Annotated in this window: 21 protein-coding genes; 12 read left to right on the top strand and 9 right to left on the bottom strand. The window is 63.6% G+C overall.

From position 1 onward, the window contains the following. Window positions 1-41: 41 nt before the first annotated feature. The 9 genes from yfmF to ACZO3G_RS05065 all read left to right on the top strand — a co-directional run bounded on the left by yfmF (window position 42) and on the right by ACZO3G_RS05065 (window position 8,002). Complete coding sequence (gene yfmF / locus ACZO3G_RS05105; protein ID WP_101550984.1) at window positions 42-1,322, top strand: EF-P 5-aminopentanol modification-associated protein YfmF; 1,281 nt, start codon at window positions 42-44, stop codon at window positions 1,320-1,322. A 1-nt stretch (window position 1,323) separates the two neighbouring features. Next, window positions 1,324-2,610 (top strand): EF-P 5-aminopentanol modification-associated protein YfmH, encoded by a 1,287-nt coding sequence (yfmH, locus tag ACZO3G_RS05100; RefSeq protein WP_276872577.1) that lies wholly within the window; start codon window positions 1,324-1,326, stop codon window positions 2,608-2,610. 18 nt (window positions 2,611-2,628) lie between these two features. Further along, the gene (gene lgt / locus ACZO3G_RS05095) at window positions 2,629-3,771 is read left to right on the top strand and encodes a prolipoprotein diacylglyceryl transferase (protein ID WP_101550980.1); all 1,143 of its coding nucleotides are present in this window, start codon (window positions 2,629-2,631) and stop codon (window positions 3,769-3,771) included. Then, window positions 3,752-4,594, top strand: a complete 843-nt coding sequence (gene folD, locus ACZO3G_RS05090) for a bifunctional methylenetetrahydrofolate dehydrogenase/methenyltetrahydrofolate cyclohydrolase FolD (protein WP_101550978.1) — start codon at window positions 3,752-3,754, stop codon at window positions 4,592-4,594. The genes lgt and folD overlap by 20 nt, the downstream gene beginning before the upstream one ends. Before the next feature lie 139 nt (window positions 4,595-4,733). Continuing rightward, complete coding sequence (gene rplU / locus ACZO3G_RS05085) at window positions 4,734-5,045, top strand: 50S ribosomal protein L21 (protein WP_101550976.1); 312 nt, start codon at window positions 4,734-4,736, stop codon at window positions 5,043-5,045. A gap of 29 nt (window positions 5,046-5,074) precedes the next feature. Continuing rightward, window positions 5,075-5,332 carry a 50S ribosomal protein L27 gene (rpmA, locus tag ACZO3G_RS05080; RefSeq protein WP_101550974.1) on the top strand — a complete coding sequence of 86 codons (258 nt, stop codon included), beginning with the start codon at window positions 5,075-5,077 and terminating at the stop codon, window positions 5,330-5,332. Between the two features lie 101 nt (window positions 5,333-5,433). Next, window positions 5,434-6,705 carry a GTPase ObgE gene (gene obgE, locus ACZO3G_RS05075; protein ID WP_276872576.1) on the top strand — a complete coding sequence of 424 codons (1,272 nt, stop codon included), beginning with the start codon at window positions 5,434-5,436 and terminating at the stop codon, window positions 6,703-6,705. A gap of 12 nt (window positions 6,706-6,717) precedes the next feature. Further along, entirely contained in the window at window positions 6,718-7,119 is a 402-nt protein-coding gene (locus ACZO3G_RS05070) for a Mini-ribonuclease 3 (protein WP_101550971.1), read from the top strand. 10 nt (window positions 7,120-7,129) lie between these two features. Further along, complete coding sequence (locus ACZO3G_RS05065; RefSeq protein WP_121585758.1) at window positions 7,130-8,002, top strand: YitT family protein; 873 nt, start codon at window positions 7,130-7,132, stop codon at window positions 8,000-8,002. Window positions 8,003-8,123: 121 nt separating this feature from the next. On the opposite strand, the gene ACZO3G_RS05060 is transcribed toward ACZO3G_RS05065, so the two are convergent. Continuing rightward, entirely contained in the window at window positions 8,124-8,363 is a 240-nt protein-coding gene (locus tag ACZO3G_RS05060; protein ID WP_146021705.1) for a hypothetical protein, read from the bottom strand. A gap of 242 nt (window positions 8,364-8,605) precedes the next feature. Here ACZO3G_RS05060 and ACZO3G_RS05055 point away from each other — a divergent pair, with 242 nt between their 5' ends. Further along, a complete protein-coding gene (locus ACZO3G_RS05055; protein ID WP_101550966.1) occupies window positions 8,606-9,151 on the top strand; it encodes an NADH peroxidase in 546 nt (181 codons plus the stop codon). A gap of 105 nt (window positions 9,152-9,256) precedes the next feature. Next, on the top strand, window positions 9,257-9,409 hold the full coding sequence (locus tag ACZO3G_RS05050; RefSeq protein WP_158595521.1) for a hypothetical protein: 153 nt from the start codon (window positions 9,257-9,259) through the stop codon (window positions 9,407-9,409). A gap of 45 nt (window positions 9,410-9,454) precedes the next feature. Here the strand turns inward: ACZO3G_RS05050 and ACZO3G_RS05045 are convergent, their stop codons facing one another. From ACZO3G_RS05045 to ACZO3G_RS05025, 5 genes are all read right to left on the bottom strand, one after another. After that, window positions 9,455-10,057 (bottom strand): TIGR04100 family radical SAM protein, encoded by a 603-nt coding sequence (locus ACZO3G_RS05045; RefSeq protein WP_276872979.1) that lies wholly within the window; start codon window positions 10,055-10,057, stop codon window positions 9,455-9,457. After that, on the bottom strand, window positions 10,057-10,605 hold the full coding sequence (locus ACZO3G_RS05040) for a TIGR04002 family protein (RefSeq protein WP_256151386.1): 549 nt from the start codon (window positions 10,603-10,605) through the stop codon (window positions 10,057-10,059). The genes ACZO3G_RS05045 and ACZO3G_RS05040 overlap by 1 nt, the downstream gene beginning before the upstream one ends. A 3-nt stretch (window positions 10,606-10,608) precedes the next feature. Further along, complete coding sequence (locus ACZO3G_RS05035) at window positions 10,609-11,457, bottom strand: pyridoxamine kinase (RefSeq protein ID WP_277138470.1); 849 nt, start codon at window positions 11,455-11,457, stop codon at window positions 10,609-10,611. 244 nt (window positions 11,458-11,701) lie between these two features. Continuing rightward, window positions 11,702-13,921: a thiamine pyrophosphate-dependent enzyme gene (locus ACZO3G_RS05030; protein ID WP_276872977.1), complete on the bottom strand. Its 2,220-nt coding sequence runs from the start codon at window positions 13,919-13,921 to the stop codon at window positions 11,702-11,704. Further along, window positions 13,921-15,015: a 2-oxoacid:acceptor oxidoreductase family protein gene (locus ACZO3G_RS05025; RefSeq protein WP_101550956.1), complete on the bottom strand. Its 1,095-nt coding sequence runs from the start codon at window positions 15,013-15,015 to the stop codon at window positions 13,921-13,923. The genes ACZO3G_RS05030 and ACZO3G_RS05025 overlap by 1 nt, the downstream gene beginning before the upstream one ends. A 183-nt stretch (window positions 15,016-15,198) precedes the next feature. Between ACZO3G_RS05025 and ACZO3G_RS05020 the strand changes: the two genes are divergently transcribed. Continuing rightward, entirely contained in the window at window positions 15,199-16,680 is a 1,482-nt protein-coding gene (locus ACZO3G_RS05020) for a DUF1846 domain-containing protein (protein WP_101550954.1), read from the top strand. Between the two features lie 49 nt (window positions 16,681-16,729). Here ACZO3G_RS05020 and ACZO3G_RS05015 read toward each other — a convergent pair whose 3' ends face one another. The 3 genes from ACZO3G_RS05015 to ACZO3G_RS05005 are packed head-to-tail and all read right to left on the bottom strand — an operon-like array spanning window position 16,730 to window position 19,083. Further along, window positions 16,730-17,464, bottom strand: coding sequence for an amino acid ABC transporter ATP-binding protein (locus tag ACZO3G_RS05015; RefSeq protein ID WP_276872974.1), 735 nt, complete (start codon window positions 17,462-17,464; stop codon window positions 16,730-16,732). Next, window positions 17,464-18,225 (bottom strand): amino acid ABC transporter permease, encoded by a 762-nt coding sequence (locus ACZO3G_RS05010; protein WP_101550950.1) that lies wholly within the window; start codon window positions 18,223-18,225, stop codon window positions 17,464-17,466. The genes ACZO3G_RS05015 and ACZO3G_RS05010 overlap by 1 nt, the downstream gene beginning before the upstream one ends. A gap of 48 nt (window positions 18,226-18,273) precedes the next feature. Beyond that, the gene (locus ACZO3G_RS05005; protein WP_486846877.1) at window positions 18,274-19,083 is read right to left on the bottom strand and encodes a transporter substrate-binding domain-containing protein; all 810 of its coding nucleotides are present in this window, start codon (window positions 19,081-19,083) and stop codon (window positions 18,274-18,276) included. Window positions 19,084-19,296: the final 213 nt, after the last annotated feature.

The raw sequence follows: 19,296 nt of genomic DNA, 5'->3' as shown, positions 1-19,296 counted from the left end.
AACTTCTCGTAATATAGAAATATCCCAAAGGAGATCATCGAATGAACGACCGCTTCCAACGGGAATCCATCGGCGACGGCGTCTGGTTCAGCAGCGTCACCGATCCCAAATTCAAACACAACCGCATCTCCGCCAACCTGCTGGTCGGGCTGGAGAGCGAAACGGCCTCGGTGAACGCGGCCCTGCCCTTTATCCTGCGGCGCGGCTGCCGTTCCTGCCCCGATTTTACCATGCTCAACCAGAAGCTGTGCGAGCTCTACGGCGCGTCCCTCTCCTGCGACGTGTCCAAGTTCGGCGGCTACCAGGTGCTGGAGCTTTCGATCTACGGCATCGACGACCGCTTCACCCTCGATAACGCCCCGCTCGCGCGCGAATGCGCGGCGCTGCTCTGCGACGTGCTGCTCGACCCGAAGCTGTCGGACGGCGCGTTCGACGAGCAGGACACGGCGCTCGAGCGCCAGCAGCTCGTGGACACGATCGAGGGGCAGATCAACGACAAGCGCCTCTACGCGCTGACCCGCTGCAAGTCGCTCATGTGCGCGGGCGAGCCGATCGCGGTCGACAAATACGGCTCCATCCCCGACGCAAAGGCGATCACCGCCCGCTCGGCGGCGGAGGCCTACCGCCGCGTCGTCGAAACGGCGCAGGTGGAGCTCTTCTTCGTGGGCAGCGGCGACCCGGCCGAGGCGAAGGAGACCTTCCGCAAGGCGTTTTCCGGAATCCGCCGCAGCCCTGCCGCGCTCGAAAAGGTCCAAACGGCCCTGCGCGCCGACAGGGTCCGCGAGCAGACCGACGAGATGGACGTCGCGCAGTCCAAGCTGGTGATGGGCTTCCGCACCGGCGAGATTAAGGACCGCCGCGCCTTCGGCGGCATGCGCATGATGGTCGCGCTCTTCGGCGGCACGCCGACCTCGCGGCTCTTCACCTACGTGCGCGAAAAGCTCAGCCTCTGCTACTACTGCGCCGCGCGGTTCGACCGCCTGACCGGGCTCATGTTCGTCGACAGCGGCGTGGAGAAGCAGAACGGGCGGAAGGCCTACGACGAGATCCTCCGCCAGCTCGACTGTGTGCGCAGGGGCGAATTCACCGACGAGGAGCTCACCGCCACCCGCCTGCTCATGCAGACCTCCCTGGAGGCGGTCGGCGATTCGCTCAGCGCGACCGAGGAGTGGTACCTCACCCAGATCGTGGGCGGCGCCCAGTACTCGGCCAAGGACGAGAGCGCCCTGCTCGACGAGGTCACCCGTGAGGACGTGATCGCGGCGGCCGGGCAGGTCACGCTCGACACGGTCTATTTCCTCACAGGAAAGGAGGCGGAGTAAGATGGATCAGCAGATTGTCAAATCCGCGCGGCTCGGGGAGGAGATGGTGCGGATCAAACACCGGTCCGGCCTCAATATGCTGCTCTGCCCGATGAAGGGCTACTCGACCGCCTACGCGACCTTCACGGCCAACGTGGGCTCGGTGGACACCGGCTTCAAGACGCAGGACGACGCGGAGTTCGTCGACGTGCCGGAGGGGATCGCGCATTTCCTCGAGCACAAGATGTTTGAAAACGAGGAAGGGGATGCGTTCGAGCGGTACGCCAGGACGGGCGCCTCGGCCAACGCCTATACCTCCTTCGACAAGACCGCCTACCTCTTCGCCTGCACCGGCAACTTCGAGCAGTCGCTCGAGATCCTGCTCGACTTTGTGCGCCGCCCCTACTTCACGAAGGAGTCGGTGCAGAAGGAGCAGGGGATCATCGGGCAGGAGATCCGCATGTACGACGACGACGGCGACTGGCGGGTGCAGTTCAACCTGCTCGCCGCGCTCTACCACAGGCATCCGGTGCGCATCGACATCGCCGGCACCGTCGAGTCGATCTCCAGGATCGACCACGAGCTGCTCTACCGCTGCTACCGCACCTTCTATAACCTGAACAACATGGTGCTCTGCGTGGCGGGCAACTTCGACGTGGACACCGTGCTGAAGGTCGCCGACCGGGTGCTCAAGCCGGACGAGAAGCCGGTGGAGATCGAGCGCCGCACGGTCGATGAGCCGGACGGCGTCTGCAAGCCGCTCGTCGAGCAGAAGCTGTCGGTCGCCACGCCGCTCTTCGAGTTCGGCTTCAAGGGCCGCGCCGGCGCCCCCCGGGAAAACCTCAAAAACCAGGTGCTCGACGAGCTGCTCGCCGACATCATCGCGGGGGAGGCGTCGCCGCTCTACCGCCGCATGTACGACGCGGGCATCATCAACGCGACCTTCGGCAGCGAGATCATGGCCGGGCGCGACTATATGTGCGCGATCTTCTCGGGCGAGAGCCGCGAGCCGGAACGGGTCGCGCGGGAGATCAAAGAGGAGATCGCCCGCATGAAGCGGGAGGGGATCGACGAGCGGATGTTCGAACTCTGCCGCCGGGCCACCTACGGGCGCTATATCGGCATGTACAGCCGTGTGGAATCGGTGGCGGGACTCATGGCCGCGGCCTATTTTGCGGGCGTCGACGACATCTATTCGCTGCTTGACATCGTGGCGGACGCGACCGTCGAACAGCTCACCGAACGGCTGGAGACCGCCTTCGATGAGACGCGGTCGGCGCTTTCGATCGTGCGGCCGCTCGACGAATAGGCGGGGGAGGCTGACAGCATGGATTTTTACAGGCACGCGGTCTCCTTCCCGGGGCTTGGCATCGGGGAGTTTGAGATCAACCAGACCGCCTTTACGATCCCCGGCATCGACTGGCCGATCCGCTGGTACGGCGTCATCATCGCGGCGGGGTTCCTGCTCGCGATCCTCTATATCCTGAAGCGCACCCGCACCTTCGGCCTCGACGCCGACCGGGTGCTCGACGTCATCATCGGCGCGGTCATCGGCGGGATCGTCGGCGCGCGCCTCTACTACGTGATCTTCAGCTGGGAGATCTACGCGGACGACCCGATCAGCGTCTTCTACCTCTGGAAGGGCGGCATCGCCATCTACGGCGGCGTGATCGGCGGATTTCTCGTGGGCTACCTCATCTGCCGCTGGCGGAAGGTGAAGTTCCTGCCCATGGCCGACCTCGCGGTCGGCGGGCTCATCCTCGCGCAGTCGATCGGCCGGTGGGGCAACTTCGTCAACATCGAGGCGTTCGGCTCCAACACCACCGCTCCCTGGGGGATGGCGGGCCCGGCGGTCCGGCAGTATCTCGCGAGCCACCAGGCGGCGCTCGCCGCGCAGGGGGTGGTCGTCGACCCGTCGCTTCCGGTGCACCCGACCTTCTTCTACGAGTCGGCCTGGTGCCTGCTCGGGTTTCTGTTCATCGCGTGGTATACCAAACGCCGCCGGTTCGACGGCGAGCTGGCCCTCGTCTATGCCGCGTGGTACGGCGCGGGCCGCGCCGTCATCGAGGGCCTCCGGACCGACAGCCTCATGTGGGGGAGCGTCCGGGTGTCGCAGGCGCTCGCGGTCGTCCTTGTGATCGCCGCGCTGGCGGTCGAGGTCTGGGTGCGCGGGCGCATCCGCGCGCACGCGGGGGCCCCCGACTATCTGAAGCTCTATGTGGATACCGAGGAGGGACAGGCCGTGCTGGCCGGGACCTTCTATCAGCAGGCGGAGGCGAAGGCGCCCGAACCGTCGGAGGCTTCGGGAGCGGGGGAGGAACCCGCTTCTCCGGAACCTTTGGAGACGGGCGCGGACGCGTCCGAAGAGGCGGCGACCGCCGGGGGACCGGCGGGGGACACGCCCGAGGAAAACGAGGAACCCGAGACGACCGATGGGGAGGACGATGAAGATGCAGGCAAAGCTGATTGATGGAAAGGCGGTAAGCGCCGCGCTGCGCGAGCAGCTCAAGGAGGAGGTCGCCGCGCTGGCGGAGGACGGCATCACGCCGGGGCTCGCCGTGGTGATCGTGGGGGACGACCCCGCGTCCAAGGTCTACGTGCGCAACAAGAAGAAGGCGTGCGAGGAGCTGGGGCTCCACTCGGAGGAGTACGCGCTGCCCGCGGAGACGACGCAGGAGGAGCTGCTCGCGCTCGTGGATAAACTCAACAAAAAGCCGGATATCGACGGCATCCTCGTGCAGCTCCCGCTGCCCGCCCACCTCGACGAGAAGGCGGTCATCGAGGCGATCTCGCCCGACAAGGACGTGGACGCGTTTTCCGCCGTCAACGTCGGAAAGATTATGATTGGCGACTACAAGTTTTTGCCCTGCACCCCGGCGGGCATCATGGAGCTGATCAAATCGACCGGCATCGAGGTGAAGGGCAGGGAGTGCGTCGTCGTGGGGCGCAGCAACATCGTCGGCAAGCCGATGGCCATGCTCCTGCTCCACCAGCACGGCACCGTCACGATCTGCCACAGCCGCACCGCCGACCTGCCCTCCGTCACCCGGCGCGCCGACATCCTCGTCGTCGCGGTCGGCAGGGCGAAGTTCGTCACCGCCGACATGGTGAAGCCCGGCGCGGTCGTCATCGACGTGGGCATGAACCGCGACGAGAACGGCAAGCTGTGCGGCGACGTCGACTTTGCGGAGGTCTCCGAGGTCGCGGGCGCGATCACGCCGGTGCCCGGCGGCGTCGGCCCCATGACGATCACGATGCTGATGAGAAATACCATCACCGCCGCCAAAAAGTGAGAGAAACGCCTGAAAATACCTCTCGTCCCTTGACATGGGAGCCCCGGTATGCTAAAATATCACTTGCCGCATGTTTCAGGCTATAAGTGCGCCCATACGCCGCCTGACCGCAGCGAGTCTATTGAAATGAGGAAACAGAATGTACGCAGTCATTTGCACAGGCGGAAAGCAGTATCGCGTTTCTGAAGGCGATGTTGTTTTTATCGAGAAGCTCGACGCCGAGGTTGACGCAACCGTGAATTTCGACCAGGTCCTCGCAGTCGGCAAGGACGACGGCGTGGTCGTCGGAGCCCCCACCGTGGCGGGCGCGACCGTGACCGGCAAGGTGCTCAGGAACGGCAAGGCCAAGAAGATCACCGTCTTCACCTACCGTCCGAAGAAGGGCTCCGCCCGCAAGCTGGGCCACCGCCAGCCGTATACGAAGGTCGAAATCCAGTCGATCAAGGCTTAATCGTAGAAAGGAAAGCAGAGGTGTTTTAAATGGCACATAAAAAAGGTGTAGGTTCTACCAAGAACGGACGCGATTCCGAATCCAAACGCCTTGGCGTGAAGCGTGCTGACGGCCAGTTCGTGCTTGCCGGCAACATCCTCGTCCGCCAGAGGGGCACTCATATCCATCCGGGCACCAACGTCGGCAGGGGCTCCGACGACACCCTCTTCGCCCTGAGCGACGGGAAAGTGAAATTCGAGCGCCTCGGTCGCGACCGCAAGAAGGTCTCGATCGTTCCTGTCCAGTAATCATTTTTGCAGCAAGTCCCGAGTGGAAACACTCGGGATTTTTGTTCTTTATTGGGGCATCCTAAATCCATCACACCCGGACCGAAGACAGGAGTAAAAGCATGTTTGTTGACAAGGTAAAAATCCGCATCAGGGCGGGGGACGGCGGCAACGGCGCCGTGGCGTTCCACCGGGAAAAATATGTCGCGGCGGGCGGACCCGACGGCGGGGACGGCGGGCGCGGCGGAAACGTCGTGTTCCAGGCGGACACCAACCTGTCCACGCTTGTGGACTTTAAGTACAAGCGCCGCTTCTTCGCGGAAAACGGCTCGCCGGGCGGCGGAGGCCGCCGCAGCGGCAGAAACGCGCCCGATCTCGTCATCCGCGTGCCGCGCGGGACCGTCGTGCGGGACGCGGCCTCGGGACGGGTCATGGCCGACCTGTCGGGGGAGGAGCCCGCGGTGGTCGCGCGCGGCGGCAAGGGCGGCTGGGGCAACAGCCACTTCGCCACCCCGACGCGTCAGTGCCCCCGCTTCTCCAAGCCGGGGCTGCCCGGCGAGGAGTACGAGGTCGAGCTGGAGCTCAAGCTGCTGGCCGACGTGGGTTTGGTGGGCTTCCCGAACGTGGGCAAGTCGACCCTGCTTTCGATGGTGTCGGCCGCCAGGCCGGAGATCGCCAACTACCACTTCACCACCCTCACGCCGGTGCTCGGCGTCGTCAAGGTGGCGGAGGGCAAATCGTTCGTCATGGCGGACATCCCCGGTCTTATCGAAGGGGCCAGCGAGGGGGTCGGGCTCGGGCACGAGTTCCTGCGCCACGTCGACCGCTGCCGCCTGATCGTGCACGTCGTCGACGTGTCCGGCTCGGAGGGCCGCGATCCCGTCGGCGACTTCGAGTCGATCAACGCCGAGCTTGAAAAGTTCAATCCCGAGCTCGCCTCCCGTCCGCAGATCGTCGCCGCCAACAAGACCGACATGGCCTCCCCCGAACAGCTCGCGGCCTTCCGCGGCTACATCGAGGAAAAGGGATATCCCTTCTATGAGATCTGCGCGCCGATCGGGGAGGGGATCGAACCGCTCGTCTACGCGATCTCGCAGAAGCTCGACACCCTGCCTCCCATCAGGGAATACGAGGTCGACCATGTCCCGCTTGAGGAGCGGGAGCGGCTCGCCCGCAACGTCTTCGACATCCATGTGGAGGACGGCGTCTACATCGTCGAGGCGGACTGGCTGATACCCGCGCTCGGCATGGTGGATATGGACGACTACGAGAGTCTTCAGTATTTCCAGCGGGTGCTGCGCCAGAGCGGCATCATCGACAGGCTCGAGGAGATGGGCATCCAGGAGGGCGACACGGTCAGCATCCTCAATTTTGAGTTTGAATACATCAGATAAAGGACGGCTTTTATGCTCGATATGAAACCGCAGGAACAGAATCCGAAGCTCTTAAGCCCGCTGACCCTCGCCTTTCTGGGGGACGCGGTCTATGAGCTGTGCGTGCGCCAGCGGGTCGTGGCGGAGGGCAACCGCCCCGTCAACGACATGCACCGCAAGGCGGTGAAGCTCGTCAACGCGGCGGCCCAGTCGGACGCGTTCGAGCGCATCTCAGGCGCGCTCACCGAGGAGGAGCTCGCCGTCTACAAGCGCGGGCGCAACGCCAACGCCACCAGTTCCCCCAAGCACGCGGCGCTCGCCGATTACCGCCGCGCCACCGGCGTGGAGGCGCTCTTCGGCTATCTCTATCTCAAGGGCGAGACGGAGCGCATCGGGGAGCTTTTCGACCTGGCCTGCGCCGCGGCGGAAGGGTAGGGGGATCGCATTGGAGAGAGCGGGACTGCGCAAAACGCTGTGGGAACTGCTGGTGGAGCTTGCCTTCGACGGGGTGGGCAGCTTTGCCTTCGCCGTGGGGATGCAGATGTTTATCGCCCCCAACCAGATCGCGCCGGGCGGCGTGAGCGGCCTTGCGGTGGTGCTCAACTACCTGACGCGGGTCCCGATCGGCGTCTGGTCCTTCTTTATCAATATCCCGCTGCTGCTGGTCGGGCTCCGGTTCCTCGGCAGGCGGTTCGCCCTGCGCACCCTCAAGACGGTGGTCGTCCTGTCCGTCATGATCGACTACGCCGCCGCACCGTTGCCCGCCTACACGGGCGACCCGCTGCTTGCCGCGCTCTTCGGCGGCGTGCTCATGGGCGCGGGGATGGCGGTCGTCTTCCTGCGCGGCTCCACGACGGGCGGCAGCGATATCGTCTCCCGGGTGCTCCAGCTCCGGTATCCCTATATCCCGCTCGGCAGGATCCTGATGTCGATCGACGTGGTGGTCATCCTCATTTCGGCGGCGGTCTTCGGGCGCATCGAAACGGCCCTCTACGGCATGGTGGCGGTCTTTACCGCCTCCAAGGTGATCGACGGCATCCTCTACGGCATGGATACCGGGAAGCTCATCTACGTCATGTCGCGGGACTCCCAGACGATCGCCAAGCGGGTGATGGCGGAGCTGGAACGCGGCTGCACCCTTCTCAAGTCGACCGGGGCGTTCACCCAGAGCGATGCGCAGGTCCTGCTCGTGGCGGTGCGCCGCCAGCAGTACCATCCGCTCAAGAAGATCATCCACGAGGTCGACCCCGCGGCCTTCATCATCGTGACCGATTCCACCGAGGTGATCGGGCTGGGCTTCAAGCCGATCACCGGATAAAAAGAGGGCCGGCCGCACGCGCGGCCGGCCCTCTTTGAAAAACAGCGAGGGAAAGCCCCCGGATCTGCCGCGCGCGGCGGGATATCCGGGGGCTTTCGGCGCTCTATCAGACGAAATGGCCTTAGTCGGACAGCTCGTTACGGTTCTTCTTCGCCTGGGAGGATTTCTGGTTGTTGTTGGAGGAGCTGTTCTGCTCGTTGCTGAAACGGTTGGAGGAGTTGTTCTGCTCGTTGCTGAAACGGTTGGAAGAATTGTTCTGCTCGTTGCTGAAACGATTGGAAGAATTATTCTGCTCGTTTCTCAGGCTGTTCTGTTCGGAACGGTTGTTGTTCTTCGCCATGGTCATTTCACCTCTTTTCAATTAGTGTACTCTTATTATTCGGAAATTCGGACGGTTTATTCCATGCAATGATCGGCAATGGCAGAAAATCCCCGGCGGGTTGGAAAAAAGTTTACACGAAAACGGAAAGATATTCAGAAAGATTTGTTATCATTTTCTCTGGAATCTTCCAAAAAGGCTTGACTTAACTATACTGTTGTGGTATAGTTAACCAAGGTTAAGAAAACCGCACTTGAAATCGAAATTGACAGGAGGATATGACGATGAAAAAGTTTGTTTGCACCATTTGTGGATATGTTCATGAGGGGGACACCCCGCCGGAGTTCTGCCCGCAGTGCAAGGCGCCCGCTTCCAAATTCGAGGAGCAGAAGGCCGATTCCCTGACCTGGGCCGATGAGCACCGTGTCGGCGTCGCGGCCGGTGTGGACCCGGAGATCGTTGAGGGCCTGCGCATGAACTTCACCGGCGAGTGCTCCGAGGTCGGCATGTATCTGGCGATGGCGCGTCAGGCGCACCGCGAGGGCTACCCCGAGATCGGCCTTTACTATGAGAAGGCCGCCTACGAAGAGGCGGAGCACGCCGCGAAATTCGCCGAGCTGCTCGGCGAGGTCGTCTTCGCGGACACCAAGAAGAACCTCGAGCTGCGCGTGGCCGCCGAGAACGGCGCCTGTGAGGGCAAGAAGAAGCTCGCCACCCGCGCCAAGGAACTCGGTCTCGACGCGATCCACGACACCGTACACGAGATGTGCAAGGACGAGGCGCGCCACGGCTGCGGCTTCCAGGGCCTGCTCAACCGCTATTTCAAGTAACGGCATAAACATAAAAGCGGCGGGATTCCCGCCGCTTTTATTCGTATATCCGGGGCCGGCGGAGGAATCCTAATGGAAAGAAATCCTGAGAGGGAGGAATCTCCGTTGGCAAAGAAGGCAAAGCTGCCCGACGGCCCCGCCGAGCGGGTCGAGGCGCAGAACGAAGGAATCCGGCCGGAGAGCAACCATCACGCGGCCAACCAGAACCAGCATCACAACGTCAAGAAGGAAGCGCTCGGACCGAACACCCGGCGCTGAAAAAAGGCGGCCTCCGGTTCCCGGAGGCCGCCTTTTTCTGCGTTTCTAGTCGGAAAAATGCCGGATGCGCAGCGGGATGCCCAGCCGCGCGGCCGTCTGCTTGCAGATTTCGATCTCGTCGGGGGGGATGACGTCGACGATCGAAAATTTGACGGCGGGGACGTACCGCTTGCAGTCCACGGCGAACTGTAACATCGCGTCGTAGGCCGCGGGCCCGAAGGAGGGGCGGCAGACGGCGTTGTATTTTTCCGCGTCGGAGGTGTTGAGGCTGACCGATACGGCGTCCACGAGCCCCTCGAGCAGGGGGGCGGTGGGTTTGCCGTGGATGAGGTCGCCCAGGCCGTTCGTGTTGACGCGGATCTTCACGCCGCCCACGCCGCGCAGGTACCGGCAGACGGCGAGCAGGGTGTCGAGCGCGCACATCGGCTCGCCGTACCCGCAGAAGATGACCTCCTGATAGGCGGAGAGGTCGTAATCCCCAAAGGCCGCGATGACCTCTTCGGCGGTGGGGTCGTGGTCGAGCCAGAGGCTTTCGGCCGTGCCGAGCCCCTCCTTTTGGGAGCGGATGCAGAAGGTGCAGCGGCAGGGGCATTTGTTGGTCAGGTTGACGTAGAGGCTGCCGCCGTATACATAAAGGATATCTTCCATCACTCGTTCCCCCTGTAAAGCCCAAGCTGTTCTTTCACATTCAACCTGTCGAGCGCGAACGCCGCGAGCAGGAAGACGACCGCGCTTCCGCCCGACTGGACGACGCCCCCCCACAGGGTGACGAGCGGCGCGAGCCAGTTGCCCGAGAAGAGGGCCTCGGCGACGTAATAGCCGGCGTTGGAGACGATCCCCGCGAGCAGCAGGGCGAGCAGGTTGCGCCCGCAGAGGAGCTTTGGGGATTTCGCCGTGAACCAGACGGCGGTGAGGGGCTTGATGATCATCGTGGGGATCACCCAGACCGGGACGCCCGAGACGAAATCCGCGAGCCCCCCGCCGATCGCCGCCGCCGCGCAGGCGTAGGGCATCGGGAGCAGGCCGGCCGCCAGATAGATGAAGGCGTCGCCGAAGTGGATGTAGCCGCCGTTGACGCCGACGGGAATGTGGAAGAGGTAGGCGGTGGTCAGCGTGATCATCGCCGCGAACATCGCGCTGGCGGTCAGCAGCTTATAGGATCTGCGGCTCAGGGCCGCCGAATTCGGACTTGTCATCGTTTATCCTTCCTTTCCGATCAGCAGGTCGAGATGGTTTTCAAAGGGGACGCCTTCGTTGGGATCGGTGCCGTCGGCCTCCGCGTCGGAGATCGCGGCCTCGAGCAGGCGGGCCGCCTTTTCCAGCGCGGCCTCCGCCGTTTCGCCGCGCACCAGCCCGCCGCAGAGAACCGAGGCGAGCAGGTCCCCAGTGCCCGAAAAGCTGCGTCCGCTGCCGACGCTGCGGTTGCCCACCGAGAAGCGCCTGCCCGTCCGCGCGTCGAAGCCCGCGTTGCAGATCAGATCCCCCCGGTGCACGCCGGTGACGATCACCGTGCGCGGCCCCATGCCGGCGAGCCGCTCGGCCAGCTCCCACACCGGTTCGAGGCTTTGCGCCCGCGCGACGGACGCATAGTCGCCGTCCGCCAGGATGCAGGCCTCGGTGAGGTTGGGGGTGATGACGTCGGCGCGCGCGACGAGGGATTTGAGGGAGTCGCACATCGTCCTGCCGAAGACGGGGTAGAGCTTGCCGTTGTCGCCGAGCACCGGGTCGACGAGCAGCAGCGTCCCGGGCAGGTAGAACCGGTCGAGGAACCGCTCGACCATCCGGACCTGCCGCGCCCCGCAGAGAAAGCCGGTGTAGACGCCGTCGAAACGGACGCCGTGCTTTTCCCACTCCCGGGTGAAGGCGTCGAGGTGCCGCGACAGGTCGACGCATGCGTAGCTGGGAAAGCCCGTCTGGTTGCTGAGCACCGCCGTGGGCAGGGGACACGCCTGCACCCCCATCGCGGATAAAACGGGGACCGCCGCCGTCAGCGAGCATTTCCCCAGCCCGGAAAGATCGTGGATCGCCGCCACCTTTGGAACCGCCATGCCTCCGCCTCCTATTCACTGGTTCCATCATACCGCAGGCTGCCGCAAAAGGGAAACGGCGCGGCAATGCCGCGCCGTCCCGGCGGGACTGTGAAAACCGCACTTCTTCGGCGTGTTCATATATGACAAATTTGTGGAATCTCACGGGAATTCAGACGCCGCGGCCGCACCCGGAAAGCGGCATGGCAAAACTGCACAAAAAGGGCGGCGGGAAACCCGCCGCCCTTCGTGCGATTGGTAGAAACTAGAGCAGTTCACAGTCGTTGCGCGCCTTGAGGCGTAGCCAGCGGTGGTCGATCTCGTTCTGGATGGCCTGCACGACGTCGGCGTACCGCTCGTTCATGAGGTGTTTGGTGCGCCCCATCATCCCCAGCCAGTCGGCGGCGGGGAGCTTCTTGCTGGCCGCCTCGGGGTCGTAGGTGATTTTGGTGATGCCGCGCTCGACCTCGTAGAGGGGGAAATAACAGCAGTCGACGCCCGCCTGGATGACACGGCGTTCGGTGTTCGGCTTGTCGCCCCAGTTGAGCGGGCAGGCGGAGAGCGCCTTGAGGTAGGCCATGCCGTGCTCGGCGGCGTAGGCCTTCGCCTTCGCGGCCTTCTTGAGGAAGTCGGCCGGGTTGCATTCGGCGACCGTCGCGACATAGGGGATGTTGGTGGCCGCCATGATCATCGGCGTGTCCTTGTGGAAGAAGTTTTTGCCGTACTGGTTGGGGCCGACGTGGGAGGTCGAGCTCTTCGCGCCCATCGGCGTCGAATAGGAGAGCTGATAGCCGGTATTCATATAGCCGCCGTTGTCGTACTCGAAGAGGATGAGGTGATTGTTGCGCAGCGCGGTGCCGATGGCGGAGCCCATGCCGATGTCCATGCCGCCGTCACCGCTCACCATGACGAAGGTGATCTCCCCCTCGGGCAGCTCGCCCCGCTTCTGCCGCTGGCGGCACATCTCGACGAGCCCGGCGAGGGTCGCCGCGCCGTTCTGGAAGAGGTTGTGCACGTAGGGGACGCGGAAGGAGGTCTTGGGGTAGGCGGTCGTGACGACCATGCCGCAGCCGGTCTGGAAGAGCAGCACGACGTTGCCCTCGATGCCGCGCAGCAGGAGGTTCACGTTGACGGGGATGCCGCAGCCGGGGCAGGCGCCGTGGCCGGGGGCGAGGCGCTTGGGCATGGCGGTCGTCTCGTTGACGCGGCCACCCCTGACGACGGCCTTGCCGTCCTCAAAGACGCAGGTGGTGAGCCCGGGGGAGGCGGCCTCCCCGGTGATCGGCGCGAAATACTGCTGGTTGTCCACCTGCTCGCCCGGATAGCTGCCGAGATAGTCGAAGGCGGGGGCTTTCGCGTCATAGCAGCTTTCGATCATCCGCTCGGCGTCCTCGACGTAGAAGTCGAGCCCCCCGAGGCCGTAGACGCGGCTGAGCACCCGCGCGGAAACGCCCGCGCGCTGGAGCGCGGCGCGGATTTCGAGGCTCATGTTGCCGCCTTCTGCGCCGTAGCTGTCCTGCCGGTCGCCGACGAGCACGGTTTTGGCGTTTTTACAGATCGCGGCGAGCTCCTCGCCGGGGAAGGGGCGCAGCACGTTGGTCGTGAAGACGCCCACCTTTTTGCCCTGCGCGCGGAAGCGGTCGGCCGCGACCTTGGCGGTGTGGTAGCTCGAGCCGAGCAGGAAGAGCAGCACCTCCGCGTCGTCCGCGAGGTAGCTTTCGGTTCGGCAATAGGCACGGCCGGAGAGCTTTTCATATTCCGCGAAGACCTCGGGAATCGCCTCGCGCGCCTGCTCCATCGCGAGGTGGAGCTGGAACTTGTTGTTGATGATGTCCGGCTCGTTCATATAGGAGCCGATCGAGACGGGATGCGCGAGGTCGAGGGCGCTGTAGGACGCGTCGTATTTCCCGACGAACGCCTGCACGTCGGAATCCTCCTCGAACACCTCGCAGCGGCGCTTCTGATGGCTCGTGAAGAACCCGTCGAACGCGACGATGACGGGCAGCTTCACCCGCTCGGCGAGCTTCAGCGCGCAGATGTTGAAGTCGTAGACCGCCTGCGGGGAGTTGGCGAAGAGGATGACCCAGCCGGTGTTGAGGGTATACATGATGTCGCTGTGGTCCCCCTTGATCGACAGCGGCCCCGAGACGGTGCGGCAGGCGACGTTCATGACCATCGGGAAGCGTGTGCCCGACTGGACGGGCAGCTCCTCGAGCGCGTAGAGCAGGCCGTTGGCGGAGGTCGCGTTGAAGACGCGCCCGCCGCCCGTCGACGCGCCGTAGCAGATGCCGGCGGCGCTGTGCTCGCCCTCGGCGGCGATCAGCGAGATGTCGTGCTCGCCGTCCGCCTTCATCTGGTCGAGGAATTCGGCGATCTGGGTGGAGGGGGTGATGGGGTAGTAGCCCATCACATGGTAGTTGATCTGCTTGGCGGCGTAGGCCGCCAATTCGTTACCGCTGTCGAAAAGCACCCGCTGTTTTTTCATCACACAACCCCTCCGTCCACACGTTTTTCATTGAGGAAGCTCTCGCTCGTCACCCACGAGTTGGGCCCCGCGTCCTCGAACTCCATCTGGTCGACGATGAGGTCCTTGTTGCGGACGAACCACTTCTTGTCCGGATGCTCGCGCTCGAGCCCGGCGACGAGCGCCTCGGTCGGGCAGACGTCGACGCACCGCAGGCAGCCCTTGCAGTGGTGGTAGTCGAGCCCAGTGTTGACCATCGCCTTGCGGCCCTTGTACTCGCCGGGCCGGAACTGGAAGACCATGTCGGGGCAGGTGGTGTCGCACAGCCCGCAGTTGATGCACTTCTCCTGGATGAAGAGGGGGATATACCCCTCGCGGGAGGCGGACAGGTCGTTGGACACGGAACTGCCGAACCGGGGGTTCACGCCGCCGAGCGGCGCGTTCCGGTAGCCCCATTTGTCTCGTGCCTCGGTGTAGGGGACGGCGGGGAAGCGGCCGTCGTCGGAGAACTGGCGGGAGACGCCCTCGGCGTAGCCGCGGCGGATGCCCTCGAGGTTCTGCTCGCAGAGGGCGGGGTACTTTTTGCCGATCGTCTCGCGCGCGAGGGAGAGCGCCGCGTCGAGCGGGATGAAGCCGGAGGCCCTGACGATCGCGCCGAGCATGACCATGTTGACGCGCGACTTGCAGTCCATGGCGATCTTCTGCGCGTCGACGCAGGTGAGCTCGCCGGCGTGCAGCTTGAGCCGCTCGCGCATTTCGTCGGGGGAGGCGCCGGTATTGACGATCACGCGCGTCTCCTCGGTGACGCCCGCCGTCACCGGCAGCTTGCCCGCCATCGCCTCGTGGAAGAGCCCGAGGATGTGGGGGGATTCGATGGGGCTGTTGACGCGCAGGTCCATGTCCTGCTCGCACCAGCGGATGAAGGCCTTGACGGGGGAACCGCGTTTTTCCGAGCCGTAGCTCGAAAAGGACGCGGAGTTGAGCCCCAGGTAGACCGCGCCGAGCTCGCCGAGCATCTTTCCGCAGAGGTTGGCGCCCAGCCCGCCGATGCTTTCCAGCCGGATCTCGTAATAGCCGTAGTCGTTTTTGACCGGAAGAACCGTCTTTTCGTTCATTTGCTCACTCCATTCGTTTGCAGGGATGGTTACATTATTTGCCTCTTTCCCGAAAGTATGTATCGGTGGGGAAGGAATCCCCGCCGCGGGATGAAAATACAGAAAAATTGGCGAACTTTCTTGTAAAATCCCCGGGAATTGAGTATAATGGAGAGCGGTAAGTTTTGTGGAGGTTGGAGATTTATGGAGCTGGGTTTTGACAACGAAAAATACCTGCGCACACAGTCGGAGCGCATCCTCGAACGGATCGCGCAGTTCGGCGGCAAGCTGTACCTCGAATTCGGCGGCAAGCTGTTCGACGACTACCACGCGTCCCGCGTGCTGCCGGGCTTCCGGCCGGACAGCAAGGTGAAGATGCTGCTCGAGCTCAAGGACGAGGTGGAGATCGTCATCGTCATCAACGCCTCGGACATCGAAAAGAACAAGCTGCGCGGCGACCTGGGCATCACCTACGACCTCGACGTGCTCCGCCTGATCGACGCGTTCCGCAGCATCGGACTCTACGTGGGCAGCGTGGTGATCTCCCAGTACAGCGCCCAGCCCGCGGCCGACGCCTTCCAGAAGCGGATGGAGAGCCTCGGCGTCAAGGTCTACCGCCACTACCCGATCGCGGGCTATCCCTCCAACGTGCCCCTCATCGTCAGCGACGAGGGCTACGGCAAAAACGAATACATCGAAACGAGCCGTTCGCTCGTGGTCGTCACCGCGCCCGGCCCGGGCAGCGGGAAAATGGCGACCTGCCTCTCCCAGCTCTACCACGAATACAAGCGCGGCGTGAAGGCCGGTTACGCGAAGTTTGAGACCTTCCCGATCTGGAACCTGCCGCTCAAGCATCCGGTCAACCTCGCCTACGAGGCGGCGACCGCCGACCTCAACGACGTCAATATGATCGACCCCTTCCACCTCGAGGCTTACGGGGTCACCACGGTCAACTACAACCGCGACGTGGAGGTGTTCCCCGTCCTCCGGTCGATCTTCGAGAAGCTCGCGGGCGTCTCCCCCTACAAATCCCCGACGGACATGGGCGTCAACATGGTGGGCAGCTGCATCACCGACGACGGGGTGGTCTGCGCGGCCGCCCGGCAGGAGATCATCCGCCGCTATTACAGCGTGCTCTGCGAGCAGCGCCAGGGCCTCGCCGACGCGGACATGGTCTACAAGGTGGAGCTGCTCATGAACCAGGCGGGGGTGTCGACCTCCGACCGCCCGGTGATCGCCCCGGCGCTGAAAAAGGCGGAGGAGACGGGGATGCCCGCCGCCTCCATCCAGCTCGCGGACGGCCGCATCGTCACGGGCAAGACCTCGGCCCTGCTCGGCGCGTCGGCGGCGGTGCTGCTCAACGCCCTCAAGGCGCTCGGCGGCATCCAGCACGACATCCACCTGATTTCGCCGATCATCATCGAGCCGATCCAGAACCTCAAGACCAAGCACCTCGGCAACCACAACCCGCGGCTCCACACCGACGAGATCCTCGTCGCGCTGTCGATCTGCGCGGCGACCAACCCGACGGCGGAGCTCGCGATGCGCCAGCTCCAGAAGCTGCGCGGCTGTGAGGCGCACTCGACGGTCATCCTCTCCCACGTGGACGGGGACACCTTCCGCAAGCTGGGGCTCAACCTCACCTGCGAACCGCAGTACCAGACCAAAAAGCTCTATCACAAATAAACGAAAAAAGGCCGCCGGCAATGCCGGCGGCCTTTTTGATCCGTTTTTTCTATGCGAGGTAGCGCGAGAGGAACTCCCGCGTGCGCTCGTTTTTGGGGGCGGTAAAAATCTGCTCGGGCGGGCCCTCCTCGAGGATGATGCCGCTGTCCATGAAGACGACGCGGGAGGAGACCTCGCGGGCGAAGCCCATCTCGTGGGTGACGACGATCATCGTGAGGCCCGACTTGGCCAGATCCTTCATGACCGCGAGCACGCCGCCGACCATCTCGGGGTCGAGCGCGGAGGTCGGCTCGTCGAAGAGGAGGACCTCCGGGTCCATGCAGAGCGCCCGCGCGATCGCGACGCGCTGCCGCTGGCCGCCCGAGAGCTGGGCGGGGGAGGCGCCGATGAAGCTGGACATGCCCACCGTGGCGAGCAGCTGCTCCGCCTTCTTCTGGCTCTCCTCCTTGCTGCGCTTCAGCACGGTCATCTGGCCGATCATGCAGTTCTTCAGCACGCTCATGTTGTTGAAGAGGTTGAAGGACTGGAAGACCATACCGACCTTGGCGCGGTGCTTGTTGACGTCGAGCTCCCCCTTGAGGATGTCCTTGCCGTGGAGGAGGATCTCGCCGTCGTCGGGGATCTCAAGCAGGTTGATGCACCGGAGCAGGGTGGACTTGCCGCTGCCGGACGAGCCGATAACGGTGATCACGTCCCCCTTGTCGATGTGGAAGTTGATGTCGTCGAGGACGCGCAGATCGCCAAAGTGCTTTTTGAGGTTTTTGATCTCCACGATGTGTTCCATCACTGCGCCCCTCCTTCCGGTTTGATGCGCGCCTCGGGCACCGTCTGCGAGGTCGGATAGCTGGAGGGCGGGCGGTGCATGCGGATTTCGATCGCGCGCAGGATGCGGGTGGTCGTAAAGGTGAGCACCAGATAGACCAGCGCGGTCACGAGGAAGGTGTCGGTGAACTTGAAGATGCTGCCCGCGATCTTGTTGGACTGGAAGAACAGCTCGGTCACCGAGATGGCGTTGAGCACCGAGGAGTCCTTGATGTTGACGACGAACTCGTTGCCGATGGCGGGGAAGGCGTTTTTGACGCCCTGCGGCAGCACGACGTGGAACATCGTCTGCGCGGGGGTCATGCCGATGCTGCGCGCGGCCTCGGTCTGGCCGACGTCGACCGACTGGAGCCCGGAGCGCAGGATCTCCGCCATGTAGGCGCCGGTATTGATCGAGATGATGCAGATGCCGGCGACGGTGGTGTCCCAGTTGAAGACCGGCTTGAGGCCGTAGTAGAGGAAGACCGCCTGCACCATCATCGGGGTGCCGCGGAAGAACTCCACATAGACGCAGGTGATGAAATAGACGATCTTTTTGACCGCCTTGGCGACGCCGGAATCCCGCGACTCGCTTTTGGAGCAGACCGACCGCACGCTGCCGACGACCAGGCCGATCAGCAGGCCGATGACGGTGCCGGTGATGGACAGAAGCAGGGTCGTCTTGATGCCGGCCCAGAACATCGGCCAGTATTTGACGGCGATATCAATTGCAGATGCAAACATGGTCACACAATCCTATCTTTCGTACTTTCGGACGGCGTGCGCCGTGGATCATTCCTGCGCAGGCTGGCGCCCGGTCGCTTCGATCATCCACTGCTGGCGGGTCTCCTCGGTGAGGCTGTCGAGCGCCTTCTGGATCTCGTCGAGCAGCTCGGTGTTGCCCTTCTTGACCGCGATTGAAACGGAGGTGTCGGCCTCAAAGCCCTTGTCCGCGTCGAACTCGACGTAGGTCAAGTCGGAGTTGCTGCTGGTGACGCCGACCGCCACGGGCAGCTCGGCGGTCAGCGCGTCGACCTCGCCGTTCTGGAGCGCGACGACCATCAGCGGGTAGGTCGCGAGCGGGGTGACGTGGTCGACCCCGTCGATCTGATCGATGACGTCGTCGTAGATGGTGTTGAGCTGGCCCTGGACCTTGCGGCCGGAGAGCTGCTGGATGTCGGTGATGCCGGCCAGGTCGCTGTCCTTGCGGACGATGACGACCATCTTGCTCTCATAGTAGGGGGTGGTGAAGTCGACGTTCTGTTTCCGCTCGGGGGTGGCGGTCATGCCCGCGATGATCGCGTCGATCTCGCCGTTGTTGACGGCGGGCTCGAGGCCCTCCCAGGCGATCGGCTTGACGACCAGGGTGCGGCCGAGCTTCTCGGCGATGTATTTGCCCATGACGACGTCGTAGCCGTCCGCGTAGGAGGCGTTGCCGATGTCGACGGCGGTGTCGGTCTTTTCGAGCTGGGTCCAGTTGAAGGGGGCGTAGGCGCACTCCATTCCGATCGTGAAGGTCTTCTCCTCGGCGGGCTTGGAGCCGCAGCCCGCGGCCGCGAGCAGCATCAGGGTCGCCAAAACGAGAGCAAGTACTCTTTTCATTTTAATCCTCTCCCATATTAAACATTCTTGCAGCACAAGAAAAGGCGCTAAGCCTTTGAGATACAGTTTATGCAATCAGAGCGGTAAAGTCAAGGGGATTTGGGCCCATTTGCATCTTTTCCAGGAAAGTCTTGCAGAATCCGCCCAAATTTACCGGCTGCGGAGGGGAAAAATGCAAATATCCGTGCAGAAAAAGGCCGCCTTCGGCGGCCT

The sequence above is a fragment of the Anaerotruncus sp. genome (assembly GCF_057433415.1).
The sequence above is the reverse complement of the archived record's forward strand: the minus strand, read 5'-3'. Positions and strand labels throughout refer to the sequence as shown.

Bases quoted from the DNA above. Each gene is read 5' to 3' on its own strand.
- ACZO3G_RS05010 (WP_101550950.1), bottom strand. From the start codon at position 18,225: ATGTTTGCATCTGCAATTGATATCGCCGTCAAATACTGGCCGATGTTC.
- ACZO3G_RS05005 (WP_486846877.1), bottom strand. From the start codon at position 19,083: ATGAAAAGAGTACTTGCTCTCGTTTTGGCGACCCTGATGCTGCTCGCG.
- ACZO3G_RS05055 (WP_101550966.1), top strand. From the start codon at position 8,606: ATGAAAAAGTTTGTTTGCACCATTTGTGGATATGTTCATGAGGGGGAC.
- ACZO3G_RS05020 (WP_101550954.1), top strand. From the start codon at position 15,199: ATGGAGCTGGGTTTTGACAACGAAAAATACCTGCGCACACAGTCGGAG.
- obgE (WP_276872576.1), top strand. From the start codon at position 5,434: ATGTTTGTTGACAAGGTAAAAATCCGCATCAGGGCGGGGGACGGCGGC.
- ACZO3G_RS05030 (WP_276872977.1), bottom strand. From the start codon at position 13,921: ATGAAAAAACAGCGGGTGCTTTTCGACAGCGGTAACGAATTGGCGGCC.
- ACZO3G_RS05040 (WP_256151386.1), bottom strand. From the start codon at position 10,605: ATGACAAGTCCGAATTCGGCGGCCCTGAGCCGCAGATCCTATAAGCTG.
- ACZO3G_RS05045 (WP_276872979.1), bottom strand. From the start codon at position 10,057: ATGGAAGATATCCTTTATGTATACGGCGGCAGCCTCTACGTCAACCTG.
- ACZO3G_RS05025 (WP_101550956.1), bottom strand. From the start codon at position 15,015: ATGAACGAAAAGACGGTTCTTCCGGTCAAAAACGACTACGGCTATTAC.
- ACZO3G_RS05015 (WP_276872974.1), bottom strand. From the start codon at position 17,464: ATGGAACACATCGTGGAGATCAAAAACCTCAAAAAGCACTTTGGCGAT.
- rpmA (WP_101550974.1), top strand. From the start codon at position 5,075: ATGGCACATAAAAAAGGTGTAGGTTCTACCAAGAACGGACGCGATTCC.
- yfmH (WP_276872577.1), top strand. From the start codon at position 1,324: ATGGATCAGCAGATTGTCAAATCCGCGCGGCTCGGGGAGGAGATGGTG.
- rplU (WP_101550976.1), top strand. From the start codon at position 4,734: ATGTACGCAGTCATTTGCACAGGCGGAAAGCAGTATCGCGTTTCTGAA.
- lgt (WP_101550980.1), top strand. From the start codon at position 2,629: ATGGATTTTTACAGGCACGCGGTCTCCTTCCCGGGGCTTGGCATCGGG.
- folD (WP_101550978.1), top strand. From the start codon at position 3,752: ATGCAGGCAAAGCTGATTGATGGAAAGGCGGTAAGCGCCGCGCTGCGC.
- ACZO3G_RS05070 (WP_101550971.1), top strand. From the start codon at position 6,718: ATGCTCGATATGAAACCGCAGGAACAGAATCCGAAGCTCTTAAGCCCG.
- ACZO3G_RS05035 (WP_277138470.1), bottom strand. From the start codon at position 11,457: ATGGCGGTTCCAAAGGTGGCGGCGATCCACGATCTTTCCGGGCTGGGG.
- yfmF (WP_101550984.1), top strand. From the start codon at position 42: ATGAACGACCGCTTCCAACGGGAATCCATCGGCGACGGCGTCTGGTTC.